This window comes from Burkholderia sp. 22313 (assembly GCF_052045245.1).
In the GTDB taxonomy this organism is placed as follows: Bacteria; Pseudomonadota; Gammaproteobacteria; order Burkholderiales; family Burkholderiaceae; genus Burkholderia.
Window position 1 is genome coordinate 104,282 of sequence record NZ_JBQEON010000008.1, and the last position, 25,696, is coordinate 129,977.

The 25,696-nt window shown below is 66.8% G+C and carries 17 protein-coding genes; 2 read left to right on the forward strand and 15 right to left on the reverse strand.

Features of this window, described 5'->3' with window-relative positions; translation table 11 throughout:
- Window positions 1–675: 675 nt before the first annotated feature.
- The 3 genes from ACTJKF_RS09155 to ACTJKF_RS09165 are packed head-to-tail and all read right to left on the reverse strand — an operon-like array spanning window position 676 to window position 6,489.
- Entirely contained in the window at window positions 676–2,145 is a 1,470-nt protein-coding gene (locus ACTJKF_RS09155; RefSeq protein ID WP_440623238.1) for an efflux transporter outer membrane subunit, read from the reverse strand.
- Window positions 2,145–5,282 (reverse strand): multidrug efflux RND transporter permease subunit, encoded by a 3,138-nt coding sequence (locus tag ACTJKF_RS09160; protein WP_440623239.1) that lies wholly within the window; start codon window positions 5,280–5,282, stop codon window positions 2,145–2,147. The genes ACTJKF_RS09155 and ACTJKF_RS09160 overlap by 1 nt, the downstream gene beginning before the upstream one ends.
- A 19-nt stretch (window positions 5,283–5,301) precedes the next feature.
- Window positions 5,302–6,489 carry a MexX/AxyX family multidrug efflux RND transporter periplasmic adaptor subunit gene (locus ACTJKF_RS09165; RefSeq protein WP_440623240.1) on the reverse strand — a complete coding sequence of 396 codons (1,188 nt, stop codon included), beginning with the start codon at window positions 6,487–6,489 and terminating at the stop codon, window positions 5,302–5,304.
- Window positions 6,490–6,639: 150 nt separating this feature from the next.
- Between ACTJKF_RS09165 and ACTJKF_RS09170 the strand changes: the two genes are divergently transcribed.
- Both ACTJKF_RS09170 and ACTJKF_RS09175 read left to right on the forward strand, forming a co-directional pair.
- Entirely contained in the window at window positions 6,640–7,293 is a 654-nt protein-coding gene (locus ACTJKF_RS09170) for a TetR family transcriptional regulator (protein WP_440623241.1), read from the forward strand.
- 341 nt (window positions 7,294–7,634) lie between these two features.
- The gene (locus ACTJKF_RS09175; RefSeq protein WP_440623242.1) at window positions 7,635–8,900 is read left to right on the forward strand and encodes a M23 family metallopeptidase; all 1,266 of its coding nucleotides are present in this window, start codon (window positions 7,635–7,637) and stop codon (window positions 8,898–8,900) included.
- A 155-nt stretch (window positions 8,901–9,055) separates the two neighbouring features.
- On the opposite strand, the gene ACTJKF_RS09180 is transcribed toward ACTJKF_RS09175, so the two are convergent.
- The 12 genes from ACTJKF_RS09180 to ACTJKF_RS09235 all read right to left on the reverse strand — a co-directional run bounded on the left by ACTJKF_RS09180 (window position 9,056) and on the right by ACTJKF_RS09235 (window position 25,614).
- A complete protein-coding gene (locus ACTJKF_RS09180; protein WP_440623243.1) occupies window positions 9,056–9,781 on the reverse strand; it encodes an amino acid ABC transporter permease in 726 nt (241 codons plus the stop codon).
- A gap of 2 nt (window positions 9,782–9,783) precedes the next feature.
- The gene (locus ACTJKF_RS09185; protein ID WP_440623244.1) at window positions 9,784–10,506 is read right to left on the reverse strand and encodes an amino acid ABC transporter permease; all 723 of its coding nucleotides are present in this window, start codon (window positions 10,504–10,506) and stop codon (window positions 9,784–9,786) included.
- 112 nt (window positions 10,507–10,618) lie between these two features.
- Window positions 10,619–11,434: an ABC transporter substrate-binding protein gene (locus ACTJKF_RS09190; protein WP_440623245.1), complete on the reverse strand. Its 816-nt coding sequence runs from the start codon at window positions 11,432–11,434 to the stop codon at window positions 10,619–10,621.
- A gap of 445 nt (window positions 11,435–11,879) precedes the next feature.
- Window positions 11,880–13,184 (reverse strand): MFS family transporter, encoded by a 1,305-nt coding sequence (locus ACTJKF_RS09195; RefSeq protein ID WP_440623246.1) that lies wholly within the window; start codon window positions 13,182–13,184, stop codon window positions 11,880–11,882.
- Between the two features lie 233 nt (window positions 13,185–13,417).
- The gene (locus tag ACTJKF_RS09200) at window positions 13,418–15,097 is read right to left on the reverse strand and encodes a SpoVR family protein (protein WP_440623247.1); all 1,680 of its coding nucleotides are present in this window, start codon (window positions 15,095–15,097) and stop codon (window positions 13,418–13,420) included.
- On the reverse strand, window positions 15,094–16,362 hold the full coding sequence (locus ACTJKF_RS09205; protein WP_440623248.1) for a YeaH/YhbH family protein: 1,269 nt from the start codon (window positions 16,360–16,362) through the stop codon (window positions 15,094–15,096). The genes ACTJKF_RS09200 and ACTJKF_RS09205 overlap by 4 nt, the downstream gene beginning before the upstream one ends.
- Before the next feature lie 125 nt (window positions 16,363–16,487).
- Window positions 16,488–18,410, reverse strand: coding sequence for a PrkA family serine protein kinase (locus tag ACTJKF_RS09210; protein ID WP_440623249.1), 1,923 nt, complete (start codon window positions 18,408–18,410; stop codon window positions 16,488–16,490).
- 527 nt (window positions 18,411–18,937) lie between these two features.
- Window positions 18,938–20,713 (reverse strand): methyl-accepting chemotaxis protein, encoded by a 1,776-nt coding sequence (locus ACTJKF_RS09215; protein ID WP_440623250.1) that lies wholly within the window; start codon window positions 20,711–20,713, stop codon window positions 18,938–18,940.
- A 278-nt stretch (window positions 20,714–20,991) separates the two neighbouring features.
- Window positions 20,992–21,921 carry a ribokinase gene (gene rbsK, locus ACTJKF_RS09220; protein ID WP_440623251.1) on the reverse strand — a complete coding sequence of 310 codons (930 nt, stop codon included), beginning with the start codon at window positions 21,919–21,921 and terminating at the stop codon, window positions 20,992–20,994.
- On the reverse strand, window positions 21,918–22,949 hold the full coding sequence (locus ACTJKF_RS09225; RefSeq protein ID WP_440623252.1) for a LacI family DNA-binding transcriptional regulator: 1,032 nt from the start codon (window positions 22,947–22,949) through the stop codon (window positions 21,918–21,920). Before ACTJKF_RS09225 ends, rbsK begins: the two co-directional genes overlap by 4 nt.
- A gap of 35 nt (window positions 22,950–22,984) precedes the next feature.
- The gene (locus ACTJKF_RS09230) at window positions 22,985–24,004 is read right to left on the reverse strand and encodes an ABC transporter permease (RefSeq protein WP_440623253.1); all 1,020 of its coding nucleotides are present in this window, start codon (window positions 24,002–24,004) and stop codon (window positions 22,985–22,987) included.
- Window positions 24,001–25,614, reverse strand: coding sequence for a sugar ABC transporter ATP-binding protein (locus ACTJKF_RS09235; RefSeq protein ID WP_440623254.1), 1,614 nt, complete (start codon window positions 25,612–25,614; stop codon window positions 24,001–24,003). The genes ACTJKF_RS09230 and ACTJKF_RS09235 overlap by 4 nt, the downstream gene beginning before the upstream one ends.
- Window positions 25,615–25,696 lie beyond the last annotated feature (82 nt).

Below are 25,696 nucleotides of genomic sequence, written 5' to 3' on the forward strand. Positions count from 1 at the left end.
ATTTTTTACGCACTTTCAAATCCACTCTTTCCAGAGAATTTCCAATCCGGATATTTTCATTGGCAATCCCTTTCCCTTCCATGGAACCAACTGAAAATTAAAGATATTTTCCTTTCCATGATTGCCATAATCCGGCCACCTCCTTGGTGGGATTGGCTTTGCCGGATCACCCATTGGAAAAGACAAAATTCTGCTCGATCCCGCCATCGTTGTCCGACCGCAACGAAAGCATTCAATGATTTTCAACTGGGAGGAAATTAACGAGCAATTTCAGACGCATCGAATTTCTCGCGCAAACGATTGCGCGATACACACAAACGTTTTACCGCGACACTTTGTCGCCTCTTATTATTTCCGATACGGGAATTAATCGAATCGTCAATCCAGGTTTAAAAGCCGCGTGCAAAAGCCGCACGCCCGTGCGACATCCGGCGCACGGGATCGAATCGAACAAGGAGGAAACCAGGCCGGCTCCGCGGCCATCGGCGACGCGATTGGTCGCCGGGATGCGTGTCGGGTCGAAGCGTAGAAGCTGGCCCTTCGGCTCGACAGCGGGAGGAAAAACAGGGGGGCGACGACGCGCACATGCACGCATCGTCCAGCACGGCCAGCGGCCCGGCAGAAGCCATGCCGACCGGGGTGGNCGCCACCACGTAGCGGGGCCCGGCTAAGCCATCACGCTGCAGCCTCCCCCGCCGCAGCCGGCGTCCAGCCTCCGCCGAGCGCGCGATACAGCGCAATCGCGTTCGCGAGCTTCAGCGCCTTGAGACGGATCAGTTCCTGCCCCGACTCGTACGTGCTGCGCTGCGCGTCGAGCAGTTCGAGATAGGTCGCGACGCCGCCCGCATAGCGACGCTCGGCGAGCTTCAGCCGCGCGCCGTCGGCCGCGTACACGTCCTGCTGTGCGGCGAGCTGGCGCTCGATCCAGTCGCGCGCCGCGAATGCGTCGGCCACTTCGCGGAACGCGGTCTGCACGGCCTTCTCATATTCGGCGACCGCGATGTGCTTGCGCGCGTTCGCGACGTCGAGGTTCGCGCGATTGCGGCCGCCCGCGAAGAGCGGCAGCGTGATGCGCGGCGCGAACGTCCACACGCTCGTGCCGCTTGCGAACAGGGTCGAAAACGCGTCGCTGACCGAACCGTAGTCGGTCGTCAGCGCGATGCGCGGGAAAAACGCCGCACGCGCGGCGCCGATCTGCGCGTTCGCGGCCTTGAGCCGCGACTCGGCCTGCCGGATGTCCGGCCGCCGTTCGAGCAACGCGCTCGGCGCGCCGGGCGCCACCGGCGCGATCGCGAGCATGTCGAGCGCGGTGCCGTCGGCCGGCACGGTGCGCGCGAAATCGCCGGCGAGCAATTGCAGCGCGCGCACCGCCTGCGCATGTTCGCGCTGCAGCGCGGCCTGCGATGCCCGCGCCGATGCAACGAGCATCTCGGCCGAGCGCAGCTCGATCGCATCGCTCGTGCCGGCCGCATGGCGGCGCTGCGTGAGCGACGCGATGCGCTCGCGCGCATCGAGCGTGCGCTGAGCGAGCGCCAGTTGCGCGTGCAACGAACGCTCCGACACGTACGCGCCGGCCACTTCGGCAATCACGCCGATGCGCACCGTGCGCTGCGCGTCTGACGTCGCGAAATATTCGGCGAGCGCCGCATCGGACAGGTTGCGCACGCGGCCGAACAGATCGAGCTCGTATGCGCTGATGCCGGCGCCCGCGCGATACAGCCCGCTCACCGCGCTTTCGCGCACGACCGGATCGTACTGGCGGGTGCGCTCGTAGCCGAGGTTCGCGTCGACCGCCGGCATCAGGTCCGCACGCTGCACGCCGTACAGCGCGCGCGCTTCGTCGAGCCGGCCGGCCGCGATCCGCAGGTCGCGGTTGTTCGCGAGCGCCGCGTCGATCCATGCCTGCAGCGCCGGATCGGTGAAATACGTGCGCCAGTCGTCGAGCCGCGCGGCATCGGCGGACGCAAACGCAGCCGGTTCGACACCCTGCTCCGTCCCGCCATCGACCGGCGCATAGCTGGCCGGCACCGGCGCCGCCGGCCGCTCGTAACGCGGCGCGAGCGAGCAGCCCGCAAGCGCGAACCCGAGTGCGGCGGCCAGCGCGATTCGACCCCTCGGCACGGCGCGTGCATTCAACGCAAACATCACTGCGAACCCTCCATCGTCGCCGGCCGCGTGCCGCCGCGCCGGCGCGGGCCGACGTCGAACAGGCGGTCGACGATCACGAAAAACAGCGGGACGAGGAACACCGCGAGCACCGTCGCCGTGATCACGCCGCCGAGCACGCCGGTGCCGATCGCCATCTGCGCGCCGGACGCGGCGCCCGACGCGAACGCGAGCGGCAGCACGCCGACGCCGAACGCGAGCGACGTCATCACGATCGGCCGCAGCCGCAGCCGCGCGGCCTCGAGCGCGGCGTCGACGAGCGGCATGCGCTGCGCGACCAGGTCCTTCGCGACTTCGACGATCAGGATCGCGTTTTTCGCGGACAACCCGATCGTCGCGATCAGCCCCACCTTGAAATAGATGTCGTTCGGCATCGCGCGCAGCGTGACGCCGAGCACCGCACCGATTACGCCGAGCGGCACCACCAGCATCACCGCGAACGGGATCGACCAGCTTTCGTACAGCGCCGCGAGCGCGAGGAACACGACGAGCACCGACAGCGCGAACAGCATCGGCGCCTGCGCGCCCGACAGCCGCTCCTCGAACGACTGCCCCGACCACGAATGGCCGATGCCGGCCGGCAGCTTCGCGGCGAGCCGCTCGATCGCGGTCATCGCTTCGCCGCTGCTGTGCCCCGGCGCGGCCGAGCCGTTGATCGTGAACGACGGATAGCCGTTGTAGCGCGTGAGCTGCGGCGGCCCGAGCGTCCAGTGCAGCGTCGCGAACGCCGCGAGCGGCACCATCTCGCCGCGCGCGTTGCGCACGCGCAGCTTCTTTACGTCGTCCGGATCGAGCCGGTGCGGCCCGTCGGCCTGCACGACCACGCGGCGCACCTGCGTGCCGTGCATGAAGTCGCCGAGATAGTCGGAGCCGAACATCACCGCGAGCGTCGTGTTGATCTCGTCCATCGACACGCCGAGCGCCGACGCCTTCGCGCGATCGATGTCGAGCTTCAGCTGCGGCGCGTCCTGCGTGCCGGCGAACATCACGTCGGTCAGTGCCGGATCCTTGCCGCCTGCGGCAAGCAGCTGCTCGCGCGCGGCGCTGAATGCCGCGTAGTCGAGCCCGCCGCGGTTCTGCAGCCGGAAGTCGAAGCCGCTCGTCGAGCCGAGATCGGGCAGCGCCGGCGAGTTCATCGCGAACACCGTGGTGTTCGCCGTGCCCGCAAAGTGTGCGTTGATGCGCGCGACGATCGACTGCACGTGGTCCCGCTCGGCCTTGCGTTCCTTCCAGTTCTTCAGCGTGACGAAGATCATCCCGCCATTCGGCCCTTCGCCGTACAGGTTGAAGCCGCCGAGCGCGAACGTGTACGCGGCCGGCTCGTCGTGCCGAATAGTCGATTCGACCTCCCGCACGCTCTGCATCGTTTCCGCGAGCGGCGTGCCCTGCGGCCGGATCACCATCACCATGAAGTTGCCCTGGTCCTCGTCGGGCAGGAACGCGGTCGGCAGTTGCGTGAGCATCAGCGCGGCGGCCGCGGTCAGCACGCCGTACACGACGAGCCAGCGCAGCGGTTTCTTCAGCATCGCGCCGACGCGCGTCGCATACCGCTGTGTCGAACGCGCGACGAAGCGGTTGAACCCGCCGAAAAAGCCACGCTTCTCGTGATGGTCGCCGGACACCGGCTTGAGCAGCGTCGCGCACAGCGCGGGCGTCAGCGACAATGCGAGGAACGCCGAGAAGCCGATCGACACCGCGAGCGCCAGCGCGAACTGCCGGTAGATGTTGCCCACCGCGCCGCCGAAGAACGCCATCGGCACGAACACCGACGTCAGCACGACCGTGATGCCGACGATCGCGCCGCTGATCTGCGTCATCGCCTTGACGGTCGCATCGTAGGGCCCGAGCCCCTCCTCGACCATCAGCCGCTCGACGTTCTCGACGACGACGATCGCATCGTCGACCAGGATGCCGATCGCGAGCACCATCCCGAACATCGTCAGCACGTTGATCGAGAAGCCGGCCGCGTACATCACGCCGAACGTGCCCGCGAGCGCGACCGGCACGACGAGCGTGGGAATCAGCGTCGCGCGCAGGTTCTGCATGAACAGGAACATCACGAGGAACACCAGCACGCCGGCCTCGATCAGCGTCGTGACGACCTTGTTCATCGATACGCGCACGAACGACGACGTCTCGTACGGAATCTGATACTTCACGCCGGGCGGGAAATACGCGGACAGCTCGTCCATCGCCGCGCGCACGCGCATCTCGGTGGCTACCGCGTTCGAGCCCGGCGCGAGCTTGATGCCCATGCCGGTCGCGATCTTGCCGTTCACGTACGACGGATAGTTGTAGTCGTTGCCGCCGAATTCGACGCGCGCGACATCGCGCAGATAGAGCGCGGCGCCGTCCGGCTGCGTGCGCAGCGCGATCGCGCCGAAATCGGCCGGCGTTTTCAGCGGCGCATCGGCGAACACCGTCGCCGCGATCGGCGCGCTGTCCGGCACCGCGCCGCGACCGATGTCGCCGACCGTCACGCGCGCGTTATGCGCGCGCACGGCCGTCGCGATGTCCGATGCGGTGAGGCCATGCCCGGCCATCTTCACCGGGTCGGGCCAGATCCGCATCGCATACTCGGCGCCCCAGAACTGCACCCGGCCGACCCCGTCGACGCGGCGCAGCGCCTGCACCACGTTCGCCGACGCATATTCGCCGAGCTGCACGGCGCTCATCCGGCCGTCGTCCGACGTCAGCGACACGACGAGCTGGATATTGTCCGCGGCCTTCTCGACCTGGATGCCGTCGCGCCGCACCGGTTCGGGCAGCCGCGCCTCGACCGTCTTCAGCCGGTTCTGCACTTCGACGGCCGCGAGATCGGCGTTGACGCCCTGCTTGAACGTCAGGTAGAGCGATGCCATCCCGGCGCTGCTCGTCGCGGACGTATACAGCAGCCCCGGCGCGCCGTTCATCTCGCGCTCGATCAGCGCGGTCACCGATTCCTCGACGACCTGCGCGGACGCGCCCGGATAGGTCGCATAGATGCTGACGACGGGCGGTGCGATGTCCGGGTACTGCGCAACCGGCAGCGCGCGAATCGCGAACGCGCCGCCGAGCATGATGAAGAGTGCGATCACCCACGCGAAGACGGGGCGATCGATGAAGAAGCGTGCCATGTTGGTCTAGGTGAACCGGTCAGGTTTGACGGGCGGCCGCCGGTGACGCGGCCTTCGTCGGCGTTGCCTGCTCGACGGGCTTGACGGCGGTATCGGGCGCGAACTGCGCGGCGTTGTCGACGATCACGCGCTCGCCGCCGGCGAGGCCGCGCGTGATGCGCCAGTCGCGGCCGCTCATCCGGTCGGCGACGACTTCGACGTCCTTCACCTTGCCGTTCGTGCCGACCACGCGCACCGACGTGCGATCGGCGGTGCGCAGCAGCGCATCGCGCGGCACGAGGATCGCGCGCTGGTCGACCGCCGCGTCGAGCGCGATCCGCACATACGCGCCGGGCAGCAGCTCGCGCTCGGGGTTCGGAAACAGCGCGCGCATCGCGACCGTGTCGGTGGTCGGGTCGACCGCGAGATCGCTGAACAGCAGCTTGCCCTTCAGCGGATACGCGGTGCCGTCGGCGCGCAGCAGCGTCACCGTGACGTCGTGCTGCGCGATGCCCGTCGCGCGCCCGCTCTTCACCGCGCGGCGCAACGCGTCGACGTCGGCCGCCGGCTGCGAGAAATTCACGTAGATCGGATCGAGCTGCTCGACGGTCGTGAGCGGCGTCGCCTGGTCCTGGCCGACGAGTGCGCCTTCGGTGACGAGCGCCCGCCGCGCGCGCCCCGCGATCGGTGCGGTGACGGTCGCATAGTCGAGCTGCAGTTGTGCGCGGGCGAGTTCGGCCTTCGCGGACGCGACGTCGGCCTTCGCCTGCGTGTCGCCGGCGACGGCCTCGGTGTGATCGCGCTCGCTGACCGCGCGATCGCGCACCAGGTCGTCGTAACGGCGGCGCTTGTCGCTCGCCGCGAGCGCGGCGGCCTGCGCCTTCGCGAGCGCGCCCTGCGCGGCGTCGCGCGCGGCCTTCAGCGGTGCGGGATCGATGCGGAACAGCACCGCGCCCTGCTTCACTTCCTGCCCTTCGTCGTAAGTCCGCGCGGTCACGATGCCCGCGACCCGCGCGCGCACTTCCGCCTGCCGGTACGCGTCGAGCCGGCCCGGCAATTCGACGGTCATCGGCACGGCCGTCGGCCGCACCGTCACGACCGTCGCGTTCTGAACGGCCTCCGGCGCCTTGTCTTGTTCGCCCTTTCCGCATCCGGTCACGGCCAGCACGGCCGCGAGCGCGAACGGCGCCAGCCGAAGGCGGCGCCCCAGGGAGCGTTTGTTATTCATGTGTGACCTCGGATCGTTCGCCGCCGATACAATGCGGCGGCTCAGGGTGGCCGATTATAATCAGTCACGACTGATTAATTAAATGCGTTTGCAAGCTGCCCGTCATACTGTCTCAATAAAGCGACAGCGAACTGTAAGGAAATTCACGTCATGGCCCGCAAGACCCGGGAAGAATCGCTCGCCATCAAGCACCGGATCCTCGACGCCGCCGAGCTCGTGCTGCTCGAAAAAGGCGTCGCGCAAACCGCGATGGCGGACCTCGCCGAGGCCGCCGGGATGTCGCGAGGCGCCGTGTACGGCCACTACCGCAACAAGATGGAAGTGTGTCTCGCGCTGTGTGACCGTGCGTTCGCGCGCACGTCGGAAGGGTTCGACGCGGTCGACCACCTGCCCGCGTTCGCGACGCTGCGCCGCGCGGCGTCACACTACCTGCAGCAATGCGGCGAGCCGGGCGCGATGCAGCGCGTGCTCGTGATCCTCTATACGAAGTGCGAGCAGAGCGAGGAGAACGGCGCGCTGCAACGGCGCCGGATGCTGCTGGAGCTGCAGATGCTGCGCATCACGAAGGCACTGCTGCGCCGCGCTATCGCGGCCGGCGAACTCGCCGCCGAGCTCGACGTGCACCTCGCCGCGGTGTATCTCGTGTCGCTGCTCGAAGGCGTGTTCGCGTCGATGATCTGGACCAACCGCTTGCGCGGCAATCGGTGGAACGACGCGGAAGCGATGCTCGACGCCGGGTTCGACGCGGTCAGAACTTCCCCTGCGTTGCGTGCGCGCGGACGTGCGCAAAAATTGCCTGTCTGACGAAATGTCGCGCAATAAATGCTGATTTAACCCGATTTACCGCAGTGCGAAACGAGTGCGCCGACCCTCTTTAAAATTTTTAACGTTTCGCGGAACATCGGTAGACTGACGCTGTCATCTTTCTTTAGCGTCTTCGTGATAATCCGGGTTCGACCCGGCAAGTTCACGCCGCCGTTCGAAGCGGGCCTGCCCGCGAGTTGGGTCGAACGGAAACGACACAGGCCCCTGGCGGGGCCTGTTTTGTTGCACGCCCGTCGCCCGCCCCGTCGCTCCTCGACGGATGTGCCGCCGATGGCTCCTGCCCACACCTCTTTGAACCGCTTTCCTGGATGTGGACACCTTTGGTCAAGTCTGCCGCAACCCCTGATGCTTTCGCGCCCGGCCGCGCGCAGCGCCTCGTGCGCGCGCTCGTGCCGGCCGCCGTGCTCGGCGCCCTCGCCGCCTTCGGTCTGGCCGCCGCGCTGCCGGCCGTGTCGCAACTGCCGGGCGCCGTCGATTCGGGCACGGCCGCGCTGCCGCAGCGCGTGCTGTCCGATACGCCGTTTCCCACCGCGCAGCATTTCGTGACGAGCGAACTCGCGCGCACGCTCGGCGAGCGCAACGAACTCAATGAGCGCGGCGATCGCAACCCGCAGCCGGGCCTGTTCGCGCCGCTCAGCGCGCACCGCAACGACATGCTGGGCTACGCGAGCCTGTTCCAGTTCGCTGCGCCCGAACACCAGCACGGGATGCGCGCGGGCGACATCGAGCTCACGCTGTCCGATACGCTGAACCGTCTCGACGTGCCGCCCGAAGTGCGCATCCAGCTCGGCGATCTCGTCACCGGCAAGGTCGCGATGAGCGCCGCGGCGCAGCGCGGCGACTACTACCGCCTCGCGTACGACACGAACAACGGCACGCCGCACCTCACCGCGCTCGAACTGCGCGTCGCGGGCCGCACCTTCGGCGCGCTCTGGTTCCGCGCGCCGGGCGCCGACCATGGCGCGTACTACACGCTCGACGGCGCGCCGCTCGAAGCGGCCGCGTTCACGATGCCCGTCAAGTGGACGCGCATCAGCTCGTTCTTCGGCGAACGCATCCACCCGCTGTCGCAGGCGATGGCGTTCCACACCGGCGTCGATCTCGCCGCGCCGACCGGCACGCCCGTCAATGCGGCGGCCGACGGCGTCGTGTCGTTCGTCGGCACCGATCCGGGCGGCTACGGCCACTACGTGATCGTCGATCATGCGGACGGTTATTCGACCTACTACGCACACCTGTCCGCTTACGCGCGCGGGCTGAAGACCGGCGAAACCGTGAAGCAGGGGCAACGTATCGGTTCGGTCGGGATGACCGGCGCGGCCACCGGCCCGCATCTGCACTTCGAAGTGCGCATCGCGAACGATCCGGTCGATCCGCTCGTCACGCTCGCGAACGCGCAGACCGGGCTGTCCGACATGCAGCTCACCGCGTTCCGCCAGGAAGCGGCGCAATGGCGCTTCCGCCTCGCGTCGATCAGCACGTCACCGTTCGCGTTCGCGCAGAACGACGGCCCGCTGTGGGGCGACTTCGCGACCGGCCCGTCGACGCTGCGCTCGGTCTTCGATACGCACTACAGCACGTCCTGATACTGACGCGACGAAGCACTGAAGCACCATCACGCCCGTCGCCGCTCGAGCAGCGGCGACGCGGCCCGCTGCGGTAGCAGCAGACCCTCGATCTTCGTCACCGGAAACGCGCCGCATGCAGCCGCATGCATCGCACGCGGCTCGCGGCCCCCCGGTTACCGCGCGGGTTCCGTGCGCTCGGCCGTCGCCTGCGCGCGGCGCTCGGCACGCGGGCGCCGCGACAACAACCCGCGCGCCGCGCTGTCGAGCGACGTACACAGCACCAGGTACAGCGCCGCAACGAACAGGAAGATCGGTGCCGGATACACCATCAGCCGGTTGTTCACCTGCGTCGCGACGAACGACAGTTCCGGTACGCCGACGATATACGCGAGCGACGTGTCCTTCACGAGCGCGACCCACTGGTTGACGAACGACGGCGTCATGATCCGGATCGCCTGCGGCAGCAGCACGTGGCGCACCGTCTGCCAGCGCGTGAGCCCGAGCGACAGCCCTGCCTGCCACTGTCCGTCGCCGGCCGCGACGATGCCCGCATGCACCGCATGCGCGAGATACGCACCGCCGATCAGCGCCAGCGCGCACACGACCGTCGCGCGCCCCGGCACGTCCATGTGCAGCAGCATCGGCATCAGGAAGTACGTCCAGAAGATCAGCATCAACACCGGAATCGCGCGGAAGAAGCCGATGAACGCGAGCAGCAGCACGCGCGCCGGGCCGCGCGCGAGCGCCATCGCGACGCCCAGCGCCACACCGAGCACCGCCGACGCGATGGCCGACGCGATCGCGAGCACGAGCGACAGCGCGGCGCCGCCGAGCGGGCCATCCGGGAACGCGCCGATCAGCAGGTACGGCAGGTTGTCGAGCAGCAGCGAGAAGTCCATCGTCAGCGCCCCGCCCCGAGCCGATCGCGCCATTGCGTGGCAGCGTATGCGGCGGCCTCGATCGCGGCCACCGCCGCGACGTACAGCACGGTCGCGACGCCGAACGCGGCAAAGGTCTTGAACGTCTCCGTCTCGACCTGCCGCGACGCATACGACAATTCGGCGACGCCGATCGCCATCGCGAGCGACGAGTTCTTCACGAGATTCATGTACTGGCCGAACAGCGGCGGCAACGCGATGCGCACGGCCTGCGGCAGCACCACGTAGCGCAGCGCCTGCCTCGCGGTGAGGCCGAGCGCCGCGGCTGCGTCGTGCTGGGCGCGGCGCACGCCGCGCAGGCCGGCTTCGCATTCGCCGCAGATGAACGCGGCCGTATACGCGCTCAACCCGACCCAGCCCGCGACAAACTCGAACGACGGCCACGCGAGCGTGAACGGCCCGATGCTCAATGCATGGCGCGCGTTCAGCCACGCGATCCACGTATCGGGCAGCAACGACGCGACGCCGAAATACCAGAACAGCAATTGCACGAGCAGCGGCGTGTTGCGAAACGCGACGACATAGCCGGCCGCCACCGTGCGCGGTGCCGTGGTGTGTGCCTGCCGCATCGCGGCGAGCAGCAGCCCGCCGACGGTCGCGGCGAGCGCCGACGCGGCCGCGAGGCCGAGTGTCAGCAGGAAGCCCTGCCAGAGCCAGGACAGATATTTGGGAGCCAACCCGAGCATGTGGTGCGGACGCGAAGCGCGCGATCAAAGGGATTGGAAGAAAACGAAAAGCGCCGCGATCGCGGCTCACCGGCCCAGCAGGCAGCCGATCGCGGCGCGCGTCGCGCACGACTCAGGTCTTGTCGCCGATCCGGTAGATGCGCGTGAGCGGCGTCTTCGTCGTCGGCCCGAACCACGTGTCGTAGATCTGCCCCGCGCGACCGTTCGCCTCGAGTCCCTTCAGCGTGTCGTTCACGAAACCGAGCAGGCGCGTCTCGCCCTTCGGCACGCCGACGCCCATGTAGTCGTTCGAGATCGTGAACGGCGGAATCTCGTAGTTCTGCTTGTCGGGCACGTTCGCGAGCAGGCCGATCAGCTTCGGCCCGTCCTGCGTGATCGCCTGCACGTTGCCCGCGCGCAGCGCGGCGAACGCGAACGGCGTGTCGTCGTACGCGACGATCGTCGCCTTCGGGAATTTCTCACGCAGCGTGATCTCGTTGGTCGTGCCCTTGTCCGCGCCGACGCGCAACGCGTTCAGCTGGCCGACCGATTTCAGCACGCCCTTCTTCGCGAGGAACTGCTGGCCCGACGAGAAGTACGGAATGCTGAAGTCGACCTGCTTCGCGCGCTCGTCGGTGATCGTGAAGTTCGCGAGCACGAGGTCGACCTTGCCGGACGTCAGGAACGGAATCCGGTTCGCGGGGTTGGTCGGCTGCAACTGCAGCTTCACGCCGAGCTTGTCGGCCAGTGCCTTCGCATAGTCAACGTCGAGGCCGACGATGTGATTGCGCTTGCCGTCGACATAGCCGAACGGCGGATTGCTGTCGAAGGTCGCGACGCGCAGCACGCCGGCCTTCCTGATGTCGTCGAGCCGGTCCGCGTGCGCGACGGTGCCGGCCGTGACGAGTGCGGCTCCGACGAGCCACGTAGCGAGAGTGTGGAATTTCATGAGCACGACCTGATTTGTCATGTAGGCCGCCGCGGATCGCGCGGCGGCCGGTTCGAGGAACATCGCGATGTTTGTGTGTGCCGTCGCGAAACCGCTAACGTATCAGCGCGTGCGGCGATTCCGAACCAACAAATGGTGCTTTGCTCTGCGGGTTTCGCGATGACGCGCGCAATGCGCAAAAAAACGCCCGCTGCACGCAGCGGGCGCGAATCCCAGTCAAGGAGGTGTCACACGAACTACGGGTTCAGAATAAGCGTATCGTCCGCGGCGGACAACGAAGCGATTGCGATATCGATATCGCGCGTGCCGCGATGCGCTTGCACGCGCCAATCGAACACCGCGCAGACGAAAAAACGGCGCGCCGCCTGCGTGGCGGAGCGCCGTCCTGATGGGTACTGCAGGTCGAAGCGGACAACCCGGCCTCACGGCCGTGCCGCCCGGCCGATCACGGCTCGTGACGCAGATACCCTTCCTTGCTCGGGTCGCGCATCCGCCACGACACGATCAGCGAGATCGCGCACAGCACCGTCACGTACCAGTAGAAGGTTTCCTCGCTGCCGATCGACTTGAACCACAGCGCGACGTACTCGGCCGAGCCGCCGAAGATCGCATTCGCGACCGCGTACGACAGGCCGACGCCCATCGCGCGCACTTCGGGCGGGAACATCTCGGCCTTGATCAGGCCGCTGATCGACGTGTAGAAGCTGACGATCGCCAGCGCGATCGTGATCAGCACGAACGCGGCAACCGGGCTCGTCACGGTCTTCAGCGTGTGCATCAGCGGCACCGTGCCGATCACCGCCAACGTGCCGAACAGGATCATCGACGTGCGGCGGCCGATCCTGTCGGACAGCGCGCCGAACACCGGCTGCATCAGCATGTAGACGAGCAACGCGACGGTCATCACGTTGCTGGCCGTCTTCGCATGCATGCCGGCCGTGTTGACCAGGTACTTCTGCATGTACGTCGTGAACGTGTAGAAGATCAGCGAGCCGCCGGCCGTGAAGCCGACCACCGTGAAGAACGCCCCCTTGTGCTGCCACACGCCGCGGATCGTGCCCGCGTCCTTCTTGTCGCGCGACGCGCGCGTCGACGTCTCGTCGAGCGATTTGCGCAGGTACAGCGAGATCAGCGCGGCCGCCGCCCCGCAGACGAACGGAATGCGCCAGCCCCACGCCTTCAGCTCGTCATGCGACAGCGTCTGCTGCAGGATCACCAGCACCAGCAGCGCGCACAGCTGGCCGCCGATCAGCGTCACGTACTGGAACGACGCGAAGAAGCCGCGACGCCCCTTCAGCGCGACCTCGCTCATGTAGGTCGCGCTGGTGCCGTATTCGCCGCCCACCGACAACCCCTGGAACAGCCGCGCGACCAGCAGCAGCGCCGGCGCGAGCGCGCCGATCTGCGCATAGGTCGGCAGCACCGCGATCACGAGCGAACCGCCGCACATCATCAGCACCGAGATCATCATCGCCGCGCGGCGGCCGTGACGGTCGGCGATGCGGCCGAACAACCAGCCGCCGATCGGACGCATCAGGAAGCCGGCCGCGAACACGCCGGCCGTGTTCAGCAGCTGCGTCGTCGTGTTGCCGTTCGGGAAGAACGCCGGCGCGAAGTACAGCGCGCAGAACGAGTAGATGTAGAAGTCGAACCACTCGACGAGGTTGCCCGATGAGGCGCCGACGATGGCGAACACGCGCCGCCGGGTGTCGTGCGCGGACAGCGCAGCTTGGTCGGTCTGGACGTCCATGGGTTGGTCTGTTCCTTTGAGTACTTTCTGGGCGAGACGGCTCGAGGCCGCCGCGTGCGGTCGCACGTGGCACCGGTTCCGGCGCACGGCGCTACGGGATTTTAGCGAAATGTAAAGTAAGAGGCTTTCCGGGTTCGTCCGGATGTAGAAAAATTTTCTCTTGCCGCGCGTTCATCATATGAAAACGCCAGCCGCGAGGCTGGCGTCGGATGCAAACTATTCCGGGGCGAGACTCAAACGCGCACCTCCGGCGGCACGTAGCGGCACTCGTAGCGCTTGCGCACGGTACCGGCCTCGTCGACGCTTTCCAGGTACACGTCGAACTGCCAGAGCCGCGCCATGTGCTTGAGCACTTCCTCGCTGTCGTTCGACAGATGGCGGTTGTCGGTCATGAAGTGCCGCAGCGTGAGGCTGCGGTCGCCGCGCGTGTTGACGGCCCAGACCTGGATGTTCGGCTCGCGGTGATGGATGTCGTACTGCCGCGACAGCGCCTGGCGCACGTACTGGTAGCCGGATTCGTCGTGGATCGCCGACACCTCGAGCGAATCGCGCATGTCGTCGTCGAGCACCGAAAAGAGCCGCATCTCGCGGATCAGGTTCGGCGACAGGTACTGCGCGATGAAGCTCTCGTCCTTGAAGTTGCGCATCGCGTAGTGCATCGCCGGCAGCCACGGAGTGCCCGCGATCTCCGGGAACCACTTGTAGTCTTCTTCCGTCGGCGCTTCGCAGATCCGGCGGATGTCGCTCATCATCGAGAAGCCGAGCGCATACGGGTTGATCCCGCTGTAGTAGGGCTTCGTGACGGGCGGCTGATAGACCACGTTGCTGTGCGAATGCAGGAACTCCATCATGAAGCCGTCTTCCAGCTTGCCCTGGTTGTACAGCGTGTTCAGCAGCGTGTAGTGCCAGAACGTCGCCCAGCCTTCGTTCATCACCTGCGTCTGCCGCTGCGGATAGAAGTACTGGCCGATCTTGCGCACGATGCGGATCACTTCCCGCTCCCACGGTTCGAGCAGCGGCGCGTTCTTCTCCGCGAAATACAGCAGGTTCTCCTGCGGCTCGGGCGGATAGCGCTCTTCCTGCTCCTCCATCTGTTCGGGCTTCTTGCCCGGCAGCGTGCGCCACAGCTCGTTGACCTGCGACTGCAGATACGCCTCGCGCTCGCGCCGCAGCGCGGCCTCCTTCGACAGCGACGGTTTCTGCGGCCGCTTGTAGCGGTCGACGCCGTAGTTCATCAGCGCATGGCACGAATCGAGCAGTTCCTCGACGCGATCGAGGCCGTAGCGTTCCTCGCATTCGGCCACGTAGTTCTTCGCGTACACCAGATAGTCGATGATCGCGTGCGCGTCGGTCCACAGCCGGAACAGGTAGTTGCCCTTGAAGAACGAGTTGTGCCCGTACGCCGCGTGCGCGATGACGAGCGCCTGCATCGTCATCGTGTTCTCTTCCATCAGATACGCGATGCACGGGTTCGAGTTGATGACGATTTCGTACGCGAGACCCATCTGGCCGCGGCGATAGCTCTTCTCGGTCGCGAGGAAGTGCTTGCCGAACGACCAGTGGCGATAATTGACCGGCATCCCGACCGACGCATACGCATCCATCATCTGCTCGGCGCTGATCAGTTCGAGCTGGATCGGATAGATGTCGAGCTCGTATTGCTCGGCGACCTGCGAGATGTGCGTGTCGTATTCCTCGAGCAGTTCGAACGTCCAGTCGGACGGGCACGGCAGCGGCTTGCGTTCGGCAACGTTCATACGCGCTTCCTTCTGCCCGGTGCCGGGCAAGTCGGCGGCCGGCGGCGCCGGTTCGGTCCGGCCGCTTTGCTGCGTTGCGGCAGGGCCGGCCGGGGCGTCGCCGGAAGGGCGCGGCGCGTAGCCGCGCGACTCGTTGTGCAGATGGCGGGTCGTCATGACATTTCCACCTGCTTTTCGAACAATTCGCGAAAGACCGGGTAAATCTCGGCAGCCGATTCGACTTTTTTCATCGCGAGATGCGGTTGCGACAACGCCAGTTGCGCGTACTCCAGCCACAGGTTCTGCTCTTCCGGTGCGACCTGGATATACGCGAAATAACGCGTCTTGGTGAGGATATCCTCTTCCAGGATTTTGCGACACTTCGGTGAATCGTCGGTCCAGTTGTCGCCGTCGGACGCCTGCGCGCCGTAGATGTTCCACTCGGTCGGCGAGTAGCGCTCGTTCATCACCTTGCGCATCAGCTCGAGCGCGCTCGACACCACGGTGCCGCCGCTTTCGGTCGAATGGAAGAAGGTGTCCTCGTCGACTTCCTCCGCGCGCGTGTGGTGCCGGATGAACACGACCTCGATGCGCTCGTAGTTGCGCTTCAGGAACAGGTACAGCAGGATGAAGAAGCGCTTCGCGAGATCCTTGCGCTGCTCGTCCATCGAACCCGACACGTCCATCAGGCAGAACATCACGGCCTGGCTCGACGGTTGCGGCTGCTTCACGCGGTTGATGTAGCGCAGGTCGAACGGATCGATGAACGGAATCCGCCAGATGCGCCCCTTCAGGTGATGGATCTCGGCCTCGAGCGTCGCGATTTCCTCGCGGCGGTCTTCGGGGTCGCTCTTGATCGCCTCGAGCCGGGTCTCGAGCTCGCGCAACTCGTTGACGAGCGGCGAGCCGAGCGCGATGCGCCGGCCAAGCGCGCTCCTGAGCGAGCGCACGACGTCGATGTTGTTCGGCGTGCCTTCCGCCGACCAGCCCGCGCGCACGTTCTTCCAGCTCGGCACCGTCAGCAGGTGCGTCTTCACGAGGCGCGGCAGTTCGAGATCGTCGAAGAAGTACTGCATGAATTCGTCGCGGGACAGCTCGAACACGAAGTCGTCCTGCCCTTCGCCCTCGTTGCTCGCCTGACTGCCGCCGCCGCCCGAGCCGCCCTGCGGGCGCGGAATCTTGTCGCCGCGCACGTAGTCTTCGTTGCCCGGGTGCACGTATTCGCGACGCCCGCCCGGCGCGTGCCGGAAATTCGGCTCCGCGATGTCCTTGCGCGGGATCGTGATGCTTTGCGTGCTCTGGATATCCTTGATGCTACGGTCGCGCACCGCATCGGACACGGCACGACGAATGTAGTTCTTGACGCGACGCAGAAAGCGTTCGCGGTTGGCGATGCTCTTGTTCTTGCCGGCCAGCCTGCGGTCGATGATTTGATGAAGCACTCCCGGTCTCCCGCTCGAAAGTCGATCTGCCGGGGCACTCGCCGCGCATGCCGTCTGCCGTCATGCGGGCGGCGCCTCTGAAGACGCCCGTACGGACTCGCCGTACGGGCGCTGACCCGCGCGCGTCATGACGACTTGCGCACGCGCAGGTACCAGTCGCAAAGCAGCCTCACCTGCTTCGGCGTATAGCCCTTCGCGACCATCCGGTTCACAAAGTCCTCATGCTTGCGCTGCTCCTCTGCCGATCCCTTCGCGTTGAACGAAATCACCGGCAACAGTTCCTCGGTATTCGAGAACATCTTCTTCTCGATCACGACGCGCAACTTCTCGTAGCTCGTCCACACCGGGTTCTTCCCGGCGTTCGCCGCCCGAGCACGCAACACGAAGTTCACGATCTCGTTGCGGTAATCCTTCGGATTGCTGATCCCGGCCGGCTTCTCGATCTTCTCCAGCTCCGCGTTCAGCGCGGCGCGGTCGAAGCTCTCGCCCGTATCGTGATCGCGGAATTCCTGGTCCTGGATCCAGAAGTCCGCATACGTCACGTAGCGGTCGAAGATGTTCTGCCCATATTCCGAATACGATTCGAGGTAGGCCGTCTGGATCTCCTTGCCGATGAAATCCGCGTAGCGCGACGCGAGCACGTCCTTCACGAACGACAGGTACTTCTGTTCCGTCTCCGGCGGGAACTGCTCGCGTTCGATCTGCTGTTCGAGCACGTACATCAGGTGCACGGGGTTGGCCGCGACCTCGCTCGAATCGAAGTTGAACACGCGCGACAGGATCTTGAACGCGAAGCGTGTCGACACGCCCGTCATCCCTTCGTCCACGCCCGCGTAGTCGCGATACTCCTGGTACGACTTCGCCTTCGGATCGGTGTCCTTCAGGTTTTCGCCGTCGTACACCTGCATCTTCGAGAACAGGCTCGAATTCTCCGGCTCGTGCAGGCGCGACAGCACCGAGAACTGCGACATCATCTTCAGCGTGCCCGGCGCGCACACGGCTTCGGCCAGCGACGAATTGCGGATCAGCTTCTCGTAGATCTTCGTCTCTTCCGACACGCGCAGGCAGTACGGCACCTTCACGACGAAGATCCGGTCGAGCAGTGCCTCGTTGTTGCGGTTGTTGCGGAACGCCTTCCACTCCGACTCGTTCGAGTGCGCGAGGATCACGCCGTCGAACGGAATCGCGCCGAATCCTTCGGTGCCCTTGAAGTTGCCTTCCTGCGTGGCGGTCAGCAGCGGGTGCAGCACCTTGATCGGCGCCTTGAACATTTCGACGAATTCGAGCAAGCCCTGGTTGGCGAGGCACAGGCCGCCCGAGTAGCTGTAGGCATCGGCATCGTCCTGCGCGTACTGTTCGAGCTTGCGAATGTCGACCTTGCCGACGAGCGACGAGATGTCCTGGTTGTTCTCGTCACCCGGCTCCGTCTTCGCGATGCCGATCTGCCGGAGGATCGACGGATAGCGGCGCACCACGCGGAACTGGCGGATATCGCCGTTGTATTCGTGCAGGCGCTTGACGGCCCACGGACTCAGGATGCTCTTCAGGTAACGGCGCGGAATGCCGTATTGCTCCTCGAGGATCGGACCGTCTTCGTCGTAGTCGAACAGCCCGAGCGGCGATTCGTTGACGGGCGAACCCTTCAGCGCATAGAACGGCACCCGTTCCATCAGTTGCTTCAGGCGCTCGGCGATCGACGACTTGCCGCCGCCAACCGGGCCAAGCAGGTAGAGGATTTGCTTCTTCTCTTCGAGCCCTTGCGCAGCGTGGCGGAAATACGCGACCACCTGCTCGATCACTTCCTCCATTCCGTAGAACTCACGGAACGCGGGATAGACCTTGATAACCTTGTTCGCGAAGATCCGCGACAGGCGCGGCTCGTTGCGGGTATCGATTTGTTCGGGTTCCCCGATTGCAGCCAGCATGCGTTCGCCGGCCGTGGCGTACGCTGACGGATCGTTCTTGCAGAGCGCGAGGTACTCCTCCAGCGAGAACTCTTCCTCTCGCGTTTTTTCGAAGCGGTTCGCGAAGCTGCTGTAAATATCCATGCTACCTCCCTCGCCTGAGTCTGAAGACGTGCTTGCCTTCGTATGACTGCGCAGAAGCAAGCGCGTTCGAATTCATCCTAAACCCTTTCTTATTTTTTTTCACGAACTCTTCGTATGAAGTTCGTCATTCTCGACAACACCGCTTGGACAACACATTTCGACGCTTTACAATCGATCTCCCGAGCCGCATAAACTGCATCCGCCACGTCTCGTCGAGCATCGGAACGTCTCGTGCGTTGGACACCTCCGTCGTCGTCGCGGCACCCCTCTCTCTCCCCTTCATCCCTAGACGTTCGAGCGCTCGCATGCGATGACACGCCGCGCGCGCCGTTACAAATTTTTTTCGCATCTCCCCGGAAATACCCGAAGCGCGGATGCGCACATGCAACACGCCGCGACGCACGAACGTTCACACACGCTGTCACATTCCATCGGCGCCCAAAACGATGACGCCCGCATGTCGCGGGCGTTTTCGTGTACTGCCAAATGGGGATAGATGCCGGGGATAGATGCGCGGCGCGCGTGAATCAGAACGTTTCCCAGTCGTCGGCGCCGGCCGCGGCGGCAACCGGTGCGGTTGCAGCATGGGCGACCGCCGGCCTGCGGGCCGGCGCCGGCTGCGCGGTGCGCTTCGGCGGTGCGTCGCGCTCGTCGCGCTCGTTGCGTGCCGCGACCGGTGCCGGCGCCGAAACGGCAGCCGGTGCGGACACGACGCGCGGCGCGTGACGTGCGGCAGCGGCGACCACCGGCCGCGCCGCTTCGTCGGCGATCTGGAACACCGACACCGTTTCGCGCAAACGCGCGGCCTGTTCGTCCAGCGATTGCGCGGCCGCCGCCGCTTCCTCGACGAGCGCGGCGTTCTGCTGCGTGACCTCGTCCATCTGCGCGACCGCGCGCGCGACCTGGTCGATGCCGCCGCTCTGCTCTTCCGACGCGGCCGCGATTTCGCCCATGATGTCCGTCACGCGCTGCACCGCACCGATCACGTCGCTCATCGTGCGCCCCGCTTCGTCGACCAGCGTCGACCCCATGCGGATACGCTCCACCGACGCATCGATCAGCGCCTTGATCTCCTTGGCCGCGCTCGACGAACGCTGCGCGAGGCTGCGCACTTCGCCCGCGACGACCGCGAAGCCGCGTCCTTCCTCGCCGGCACGTGCCGCTTCCACCGCCGCGTTCAGCGCCAGGATGTTGGTCTGGAACGCGATGCCCTCGATGATCGCGATGATGTCCGCGATCTTCGCCGAGCTGTCGTTGATCTCGCCCATCGTGCCGACCACCTGGCCGACCACCGTATTGCCCTTGTTTGCAATCTCCGACGCATTCGCGGCCAGCGAGCTTGCCTGGCGCGCATTGTCCGCGTTCTGCTTCACGGTGCCGGTCAGTTGCTCCATGCTCGACGCGGTTTCCTGCAGCGCCGACGCCTGTTCTTCCGTGCGCGACGACAGGTCGATGTTGCCGGCCGCGATCTGCCGCGCCGCGATCGCGATCGACTCGCTGCCGCCGCGCACCGTGCGCACCGTGTCGACGAGCCCGCGCCGCATCTTCGCGAGACCGTCGAGCAACTGGCCCATTTCGTCGCGCCGATGCACGACGATCGCGCGGCGCAGGTCACCCGCGGCGATCGCGTCGAAATGCGCGAGCGCGTCCGCGAGCGGACGGCCGATCGCCCGGCTGAGCGTCAGCCACGACAGTGCCGCGGCGACCAGACCGGCCGCCAGCACGACGATCGACACCATCCGCAGCGTGCCGTACATCGATTCCGCCTGGCTGAAGCTCGCCTGCGCGTCGGTGAACTGGAAATTGCGCAGCGCTTCGCTCGCGATCGCGAGGTCGTTGTACAGCACCTGGAGTTGCTTGGCACCGTCGCCGATCCGGTCGTGGTCGCCGGTCGCGACAACGCTCGCGAACGCGTCGCAACTGCGCTGCATCGCCTGCCGCTTCGCGGCGACGTCCTGCGCGAGCCGGTCTTCCTCCGCGCCGCGCGGCAGCGCGAGGTACTTTTGCCACCACGCGTCGGACTGCGTGCGCATCGTACGGCTGCGCTCCATCGCGCCGGTGGAGTCGGGCGTGCCGGCCAGCAGCGCGGCGCGATCGAGCGCCAGGCGCTCGCGTGCCGCGTACATCTCCGCCATGGCCACGTCGACCGCGCTCGGCATCTGGTTCGTGAAAATATCGCGCGTCGAATCGTTCGAGCGCGTCATGCCGTACACGCCGAGTACGCCGATCACCCCCAGCAGCACCGCGAGAAACGCCATCGTCAAACCGATGCGCGCACGTATGGTCAGGTTTCCGATCACCATCATTCTTCCTGTGTTGCGTCGTCATGGGCGGGCGAGGCCCGTTTTCCGAAACAATGTTTCGCTCCGATGCATTTACGACCGTCACGCGCTCAACTTGATGGTATTGATGTCAATATTTTCATCAATCCATTAATTCATTACAGATTACTGAATGATGGGGACGAAACGCGACAGGTCCGCGCCGCGAGAAGGCAGCGCAGACGTCGAATTCGGATAATCAGGAAGGGATGGCCGGCCGCCGGCGCTTGCCGGCACCGGCCGTGACGAACGGTCAGGCCCTATTCGGCCAGTTCGGCGAGGGTGGGGATCGACGGCTGCGCGCCGGCGCGCGTGACCGATAGTGCCGCCGCGCGTTGCGCGAAGCGGATCGCGGTGGGGGTGTCCACGCCGGCCGCGAGCCGCGCCGCGAAACCGCCGATGAAGGTATCGCCGGCCGCCGTGGTGTCGACGGCCTGCACGACGGGCGCCGGATAGTGGCGCGCCGCCCCGTCGGCCGTCAGCGCGAGCACGCCGCGCGCGCCCAGCGTGATCAGCACGTTACGCGCGCCGGCCGCCTGCAGCGCACGCGCCGCCCGCTCCGCCTCGGCCGGATCGCGCACCGGCAGCCCGGTGAGCGCGGCCGCCTCGACTTCGTTCGGAATCAGGTAATCGACCAGCGGCAGCCAGCCGTCCGGCAGCGGCGCGACCGCCGGCGCCGGATTGAGCATCACGGTGCGCCCCAGCCGGCGCCCGGCCGACAGCGCCGCGAACACCGCGTCCGGCGGCGTCTCGAGCTGGCAGATCAGCACGTCGGTCGCGGCGAGCGCTGCCTCGTGCCGCGCCACCGTCCCGGTCGTGACTTCGCCGTTGCCGCCCGCGACGATCACGATCGTGTTCTGGCTCGCATCGTCGACGACGATCAGCGCGACGCCCGTCGACGCCACCGCGCTCGTCGCGAGCCCCGCGCAGTCGATCCCCTCGGCTTCGAGGCCGGCCCGCAGCGCCGTGCCGTGCGCATCCGCGCCGACGCAGCCGATCATCGCGACCTGCGCGCCGAGCCGCGCGGCCGCGACGGCCTGGTTGCCGCCCTTGCCGCCGGCGGCCTGCGCGTACGCGTGGCCGGCGAGCGTTTCGCCCGGCATCGGCAGCCGCGGCGCCCGCACGACGAGATCCATGTTGAGACTGCCGACCACCGTCACGCGGCCGGCGCCTGCTGCGCGCGCCGTCATGCGCGACCGCCGGGCGCGGCCGGTTCGCGGTAGACCGCCGTCGATTCGCGCAGCACGAGGCGCGGCGACACGACGCGGCGCCGGCTCGGCGCGGCCGTCGACCCGCCACCGATCCGCTCGATCAGCGTCTGCGCGGCCATTTCGCCGAGCGCGCGCACCGACTGGCCGACCGTCGACAGCGCCGGATACGTGTAGCGGGAAAATTCGATGTCGTCGAAGCCGATGATCGAGCAATCGTCCGGCACGCGCATTCCGCGCTCGGCCGCCGCGCGCAGCGCGCCGACGCCCATCAGGTCGTTGCCCGCGAAAATCGCGCTCGGGTGCACCGACTCGAACAGCCGCGATGCCGCGTGATAGCCGCCGAGGCACGAGAAATCGCTTTCCGCGATCGCGCCCGGCACGATGTCGATCCCGCGCTCGGCCATCGCGCGGATGAAGCCGTGCACGCGCATCGCACTGACGGCCGTGTCGGTCGGCCCGGTGATGCAGCCGATCTTCGCGTGCCCGAGTTCGAGCAGGTGACGCGTCGCCAGGTACGCGCCGCGTTCGTGGTCGATCTGCACGAGGTCGGCCGCGAGTCCCTCGATGTTGCGGTCGACGACGACGAGCGGTGCGTGCGCGTCGGCGAGCGTTTGCGCGAGCACCGCGTCCTCGCCGGCCGACGCGACGATCAGCCCGTCGATGCGCTTTTCCTGCAGCACGCGCAGATAGTTGCGCTGCTTCACGGGATCGTCGTCCGAGTTGCAGAAGAACACGCAATAGCCGTTGGCCGCGCATTGGTCCTCGATGCCGCGTGCAAGCTCCGCGAAGTACGGATTCGTGCTGTTCGGCACGACGAGGCCGATGGTTGCCGTCGAGCGCGCCTTCAGCGAGCGCGCCACGGCCGACGGCACGTAGTTCAGCTCGCGGATTGCGCCCTCGACCTTCGCACGCACATCCGCGGACACCGGCCGCGAATTGTTCACCACGTGCGAGACGGTCGTAAACGACACGCCCGCCATGGCCGCCACATCCTTGATCGTCGCCATTTCCCGTTTCTCTCTGGTCTGCTTTCTGTGTAGTTCTACCGGGCGCGCGCGCGCCGGCTGCGATACGTGTCGAGCACGACTGCCACCACGATCACTGCCCCGGTGATGATCCGTTTGGTCGGTTCGTTCGCGCCGATTTGCGCCAGCCCCGCGGCCAGCACGGAGATGATCAATACGCCGAAGAACGTGCTGATCACCGAGCCGCGCCCGCCCATCAGGCTCGTGCCGCCGATCACGACGGCCGCGATCACCTGCAGTTCGAGGCCCACGCCCGCGTTCGGATCGGCGGCCTCGAGCCGCGAAATCTGGAACAGCGACGCGAGCCCCGCGAGCGCGCCCATCAGGGCGAATACGAGGATTTTATACGGCCGCGGGTTAACCCCGGCAAGCCGCACCGCCTCCTCGTTCGTGCCGATCCCGACGAGATAACGCCCGAACACGGTACGCGTCAGCACGAACTGTGCCGCGATCATCACCGCGACCGCGATCAGGAACGCCGGCGAGATGCCGAGCGCGATCGGGTTCGACAGGAAATCGAACGCGTCGCCGATGTAGGCCGTGCGCGAATTCGTCAGCTGGTACGCGACGCCGCGCGCGGCCTCGAGCACGCCGAGCGACACGATGAACGACGGAATCCGCCAGCCGACCGTGATCGCGCCCGTCAGCGAGCCGGTCACGGTCGCGACCGCGATCCCGATCAGCGCGGCCGGCAGCGGGCCCCACTGCCATTTCAGCGCGGCCACGCTGACCATCGACGCGGCCAGCGCGAGCACCGAGCCGACCGACAGGTCGATCCCGGCGATGATCAGCACGAAGGTCATCCCGACCGACATCACGACGAGATCGGGAATCTGGTTCGCGATCGTACTGAATGTATCGTAGGTCAGGAAATGCGAGCTCAGCGTCGAGAACAGCGCGATCATCGCGGCGAGCGCGCCGGCGAGCCCGAGATAGTTCGACACGCCGAGCCGCGTGCCGGACAGCGTGCGCGCGCGGCGCCCCGTTACGGTCTGCTGCGCGCCTGCGTCGCTCGGGGATACGGGAGGCTGGGTCATGACTGTCGTCCTGTCGTCGAGGTGCCGGAAGCCGCGCGCGGCGCCGCTCCCGCATCCGGATGCCGCGCGCCTTGCGGCAGCGCTTCGCGGCCGAAGCCGGCAAACGCCGCGGCCAGCAGCGCATCCTGGGTCCAGTTGCCGCGTTCGAACACGGCGGTCATGCGGCCGGCCGACATCACGCCGATCCGGTCGCAGATCAGCATCAGCTCGCGCAGGTCGCTCGAGACGACCACCAGCGCACGGCCTTCGCGCGCGAGCGCGCCCATCAGCGTATAGATCTCGAACTTGGCGCCGACGTCGATCCCGCGAGTCGGCTCGTCGAACAGCAGCACGCCCATGTCGCGCGCGAGCCAGCGGCCGATCACGACCTTCTGCTGGTTGCCGCCCGACAGTTCGCCCGCCGCCTGCGCGGCGCCGTGCGTGCGGATCCGCAACGCGTCGATCTGCTGCTCGGCGAGCGCCGTCTCGCGCGTCGTGTCGACGATGCCGCCGCGCGCGAGCCGGTCGAGCTGGCCAAGCGACACGTTCGACGTGACCGATTGCGACAGCAGCAACCCTTCGCCCTTGCGGTCCTCGGTGATCAGCGCGATGCCGTGCTTCACCGCGTCGACGGGCGAGCCGATGCGCGCCGGCTTCAGCGGATCGCCGACCGCGATCATCCCGGCATCCGGCGTGTCCGCGCCGTAGATCAGCCGCAGCAATTCGGTGCGCCCCGCGCCGATCAGCCCCGAGATGCCGAAGATTTCGCCCGAGCGGACCTCCAGCGACACGTCCTGCACGGCCGTGCCGCGCGTCATGCCCGACACGACGAGCCGCGGCGCGCCGATCCGGCGCGCGCCGAGATCGATGTGCTCGCCGATCTCGCGCCCGACCATCAGCGTGACGAGGCCGTCGGACGTCGTCGCGGCCATGTCGCCGACGTGCACGAGCCGGCCGTCGCGCAGCACCGCGACGCGCTCGGCGACGCGCGCGAGTTCCTCGAGCCGGTGCGAGATGTAGACGATCGCCACGCCGCGCGCCTTCAGCCGGTCGATCTGCTCGAACAGCAGCTCGACCTCGCGCGCGGTCAGCATCGCGGTCGGTTCGTCGAGGATCAGCACGCGGCAGTCGCCGATCAGGTTGCGCGCGATCTCGACCATCTGCTGATGGCCGATGCCGAGCGCGCCGACCGGCGTATCGGGATCGATCGCATCGAGCCCGACCTGCGCCATCGCCGCGCGCGCGTCCTCGCGCAGCCGCGCGCGATCGATGATGCCGAAGCGGCGCGGCAAACGGTTCAGAAACAGGTTTTCGGCAACCGTCAGCGTCGGCAGCAGGTTCAGCTCCTGCATCACCATGCGCACGCCGAGCGCTTCGGCCTGCGTGCGGCTCGCCGGCGCATACGCGTGGCCGCCGAGCTGCATCGTGCCGGCCGTCGGATCGACGAGCCCGCCGATGATCTTCGACAGCGTGCTCTTGCCCGCGCCGTTCTCGCCCGTGAGCGCGAGCGCTTCACCCGGCGCGAGCGTCAGCGTGACGTCGGCGAGCACCGGTTCGGCGTAGGTCTTGCCGACGCCGGAGACGGACAGCACGGGAACGGCTGAACGGGAGGGTTGGAAGGTCGGTTCCATCGCGATCCTGATTGCGGCCGCGCGCACGCGGCGCGCGGGTATGACGCTCACAAGTGCATTCGCATGCAGTGGCCGTGATCGC

Bases quoted from the DNA above. Each gene is read 5' to 3' on its own strand.
- ACTJKF_RS09155 (WP_440623238.1), bottom strand. From the start codon at position 2,145: ATGTTTGCGTTGAATGCACGCGCCGTGCCGAGGGGTCGAATCGCGCTG.
- ACTJKF_RS09160 (WP_440623239.1), bottom strand. From the start codon at position 5,282: ATGGCACGCTTCTTCATCGATCGCCCCGTCTTCGCGTGGGTGATCGCA.
- ACTJKF_RS09165 (WP_440623240.1), bottom strand. From the start codon at position 6,489: ATGAATAACAAACGCTCCCTGGGGCGCCGCCTTCGGCTGGCGCCGTTC.
- ACTJKF_RS09170 (WP_440623241.1), top strand. From the start codon at position 6,640: ATGGCCCGCAAGACCCGGGAAGAATCGCTCGCCATCAAGCACCGGATC.
- ACTJKF_RS09180 (WP_440623243.1), bottom strand. From the start codon at position 9,781: ATGGACTTCTCGCTGCTGCTCGACAACCTGCCGTACCTGCTGATCGGC.
- ACTJKF_RS09185 (WP_440623244.1), bottom strand. From the start codon at position 10,506: ATGCTCGGGTTGGCTCCCAAATATCTGTCCTGGCTCTGGCAGGGCTTC.
- ACTJKF_RS09190 (WP_440623245.1), bottom strand. From the start codon at position 11,434: ATGAAATTCCACACTCTCGCTACGTGGCTCGTCGGAGCCGCACTCGTC.
- ACTJKF_RS09195 (WP_440623246.1), bottom strand. From the start codon at position 13,184: ATGGACGTCCAGACCGACCAAGCTGCGCTGTCCGCGCACGACACCCGG.
- ACTJKF_RS09200 (WP_440623247.1), bottom strand. From the start codon at position 15,097: ATGACGACCCGCCATCTGCACAACGAGTCGCGCGGCTACGCGCCGCGC.
- ACTJKF_RS09210 (WP_440623249.1), bottom strand. From the start codon at position 18,410: ATGGATATTTACAGCAGCTTCGCGAACCGCTTCGAAAAAACGCGAGAG.
- ACTJKF_RS09215 (WP_440623250.1), bottom strand. From the start codon at position 20,713: ATGGTGATCGGAAACCTGACCATACGTGCGCGCATCGGTTTGACGATG.
- rbsK (WP_440623251.1), bottom strand. From the start codon at position 21,921: ATGACGGCGCGCGCAGCAGGCGCCGGCCGCGTGACGGTGGTCGGCAGT.
- ACTJKF_RS09225 (WP_440623252.1), bottom strand. From the start codon at position 22,949: ATGGCGACGATCAAGGATGTGGCGGCCATGGCGGGCGTGTCGTTTACG.
- ACTJKF_RS09230 (WP_440623253.1), bottom strand. From the start codon at position 24,004: ATGACCCAGCCTCCCGTATCCCCGAGCGACGCAGGCGCGCAGCAGACC.
- ACTJKF_RS09235 (WP_440623254.1), bottom strand. From the start codon at position 25,614: ATGGAACCGACCTTCCAACCCTCCCGTTCAGCCGTTCCCGTGCTGTCC.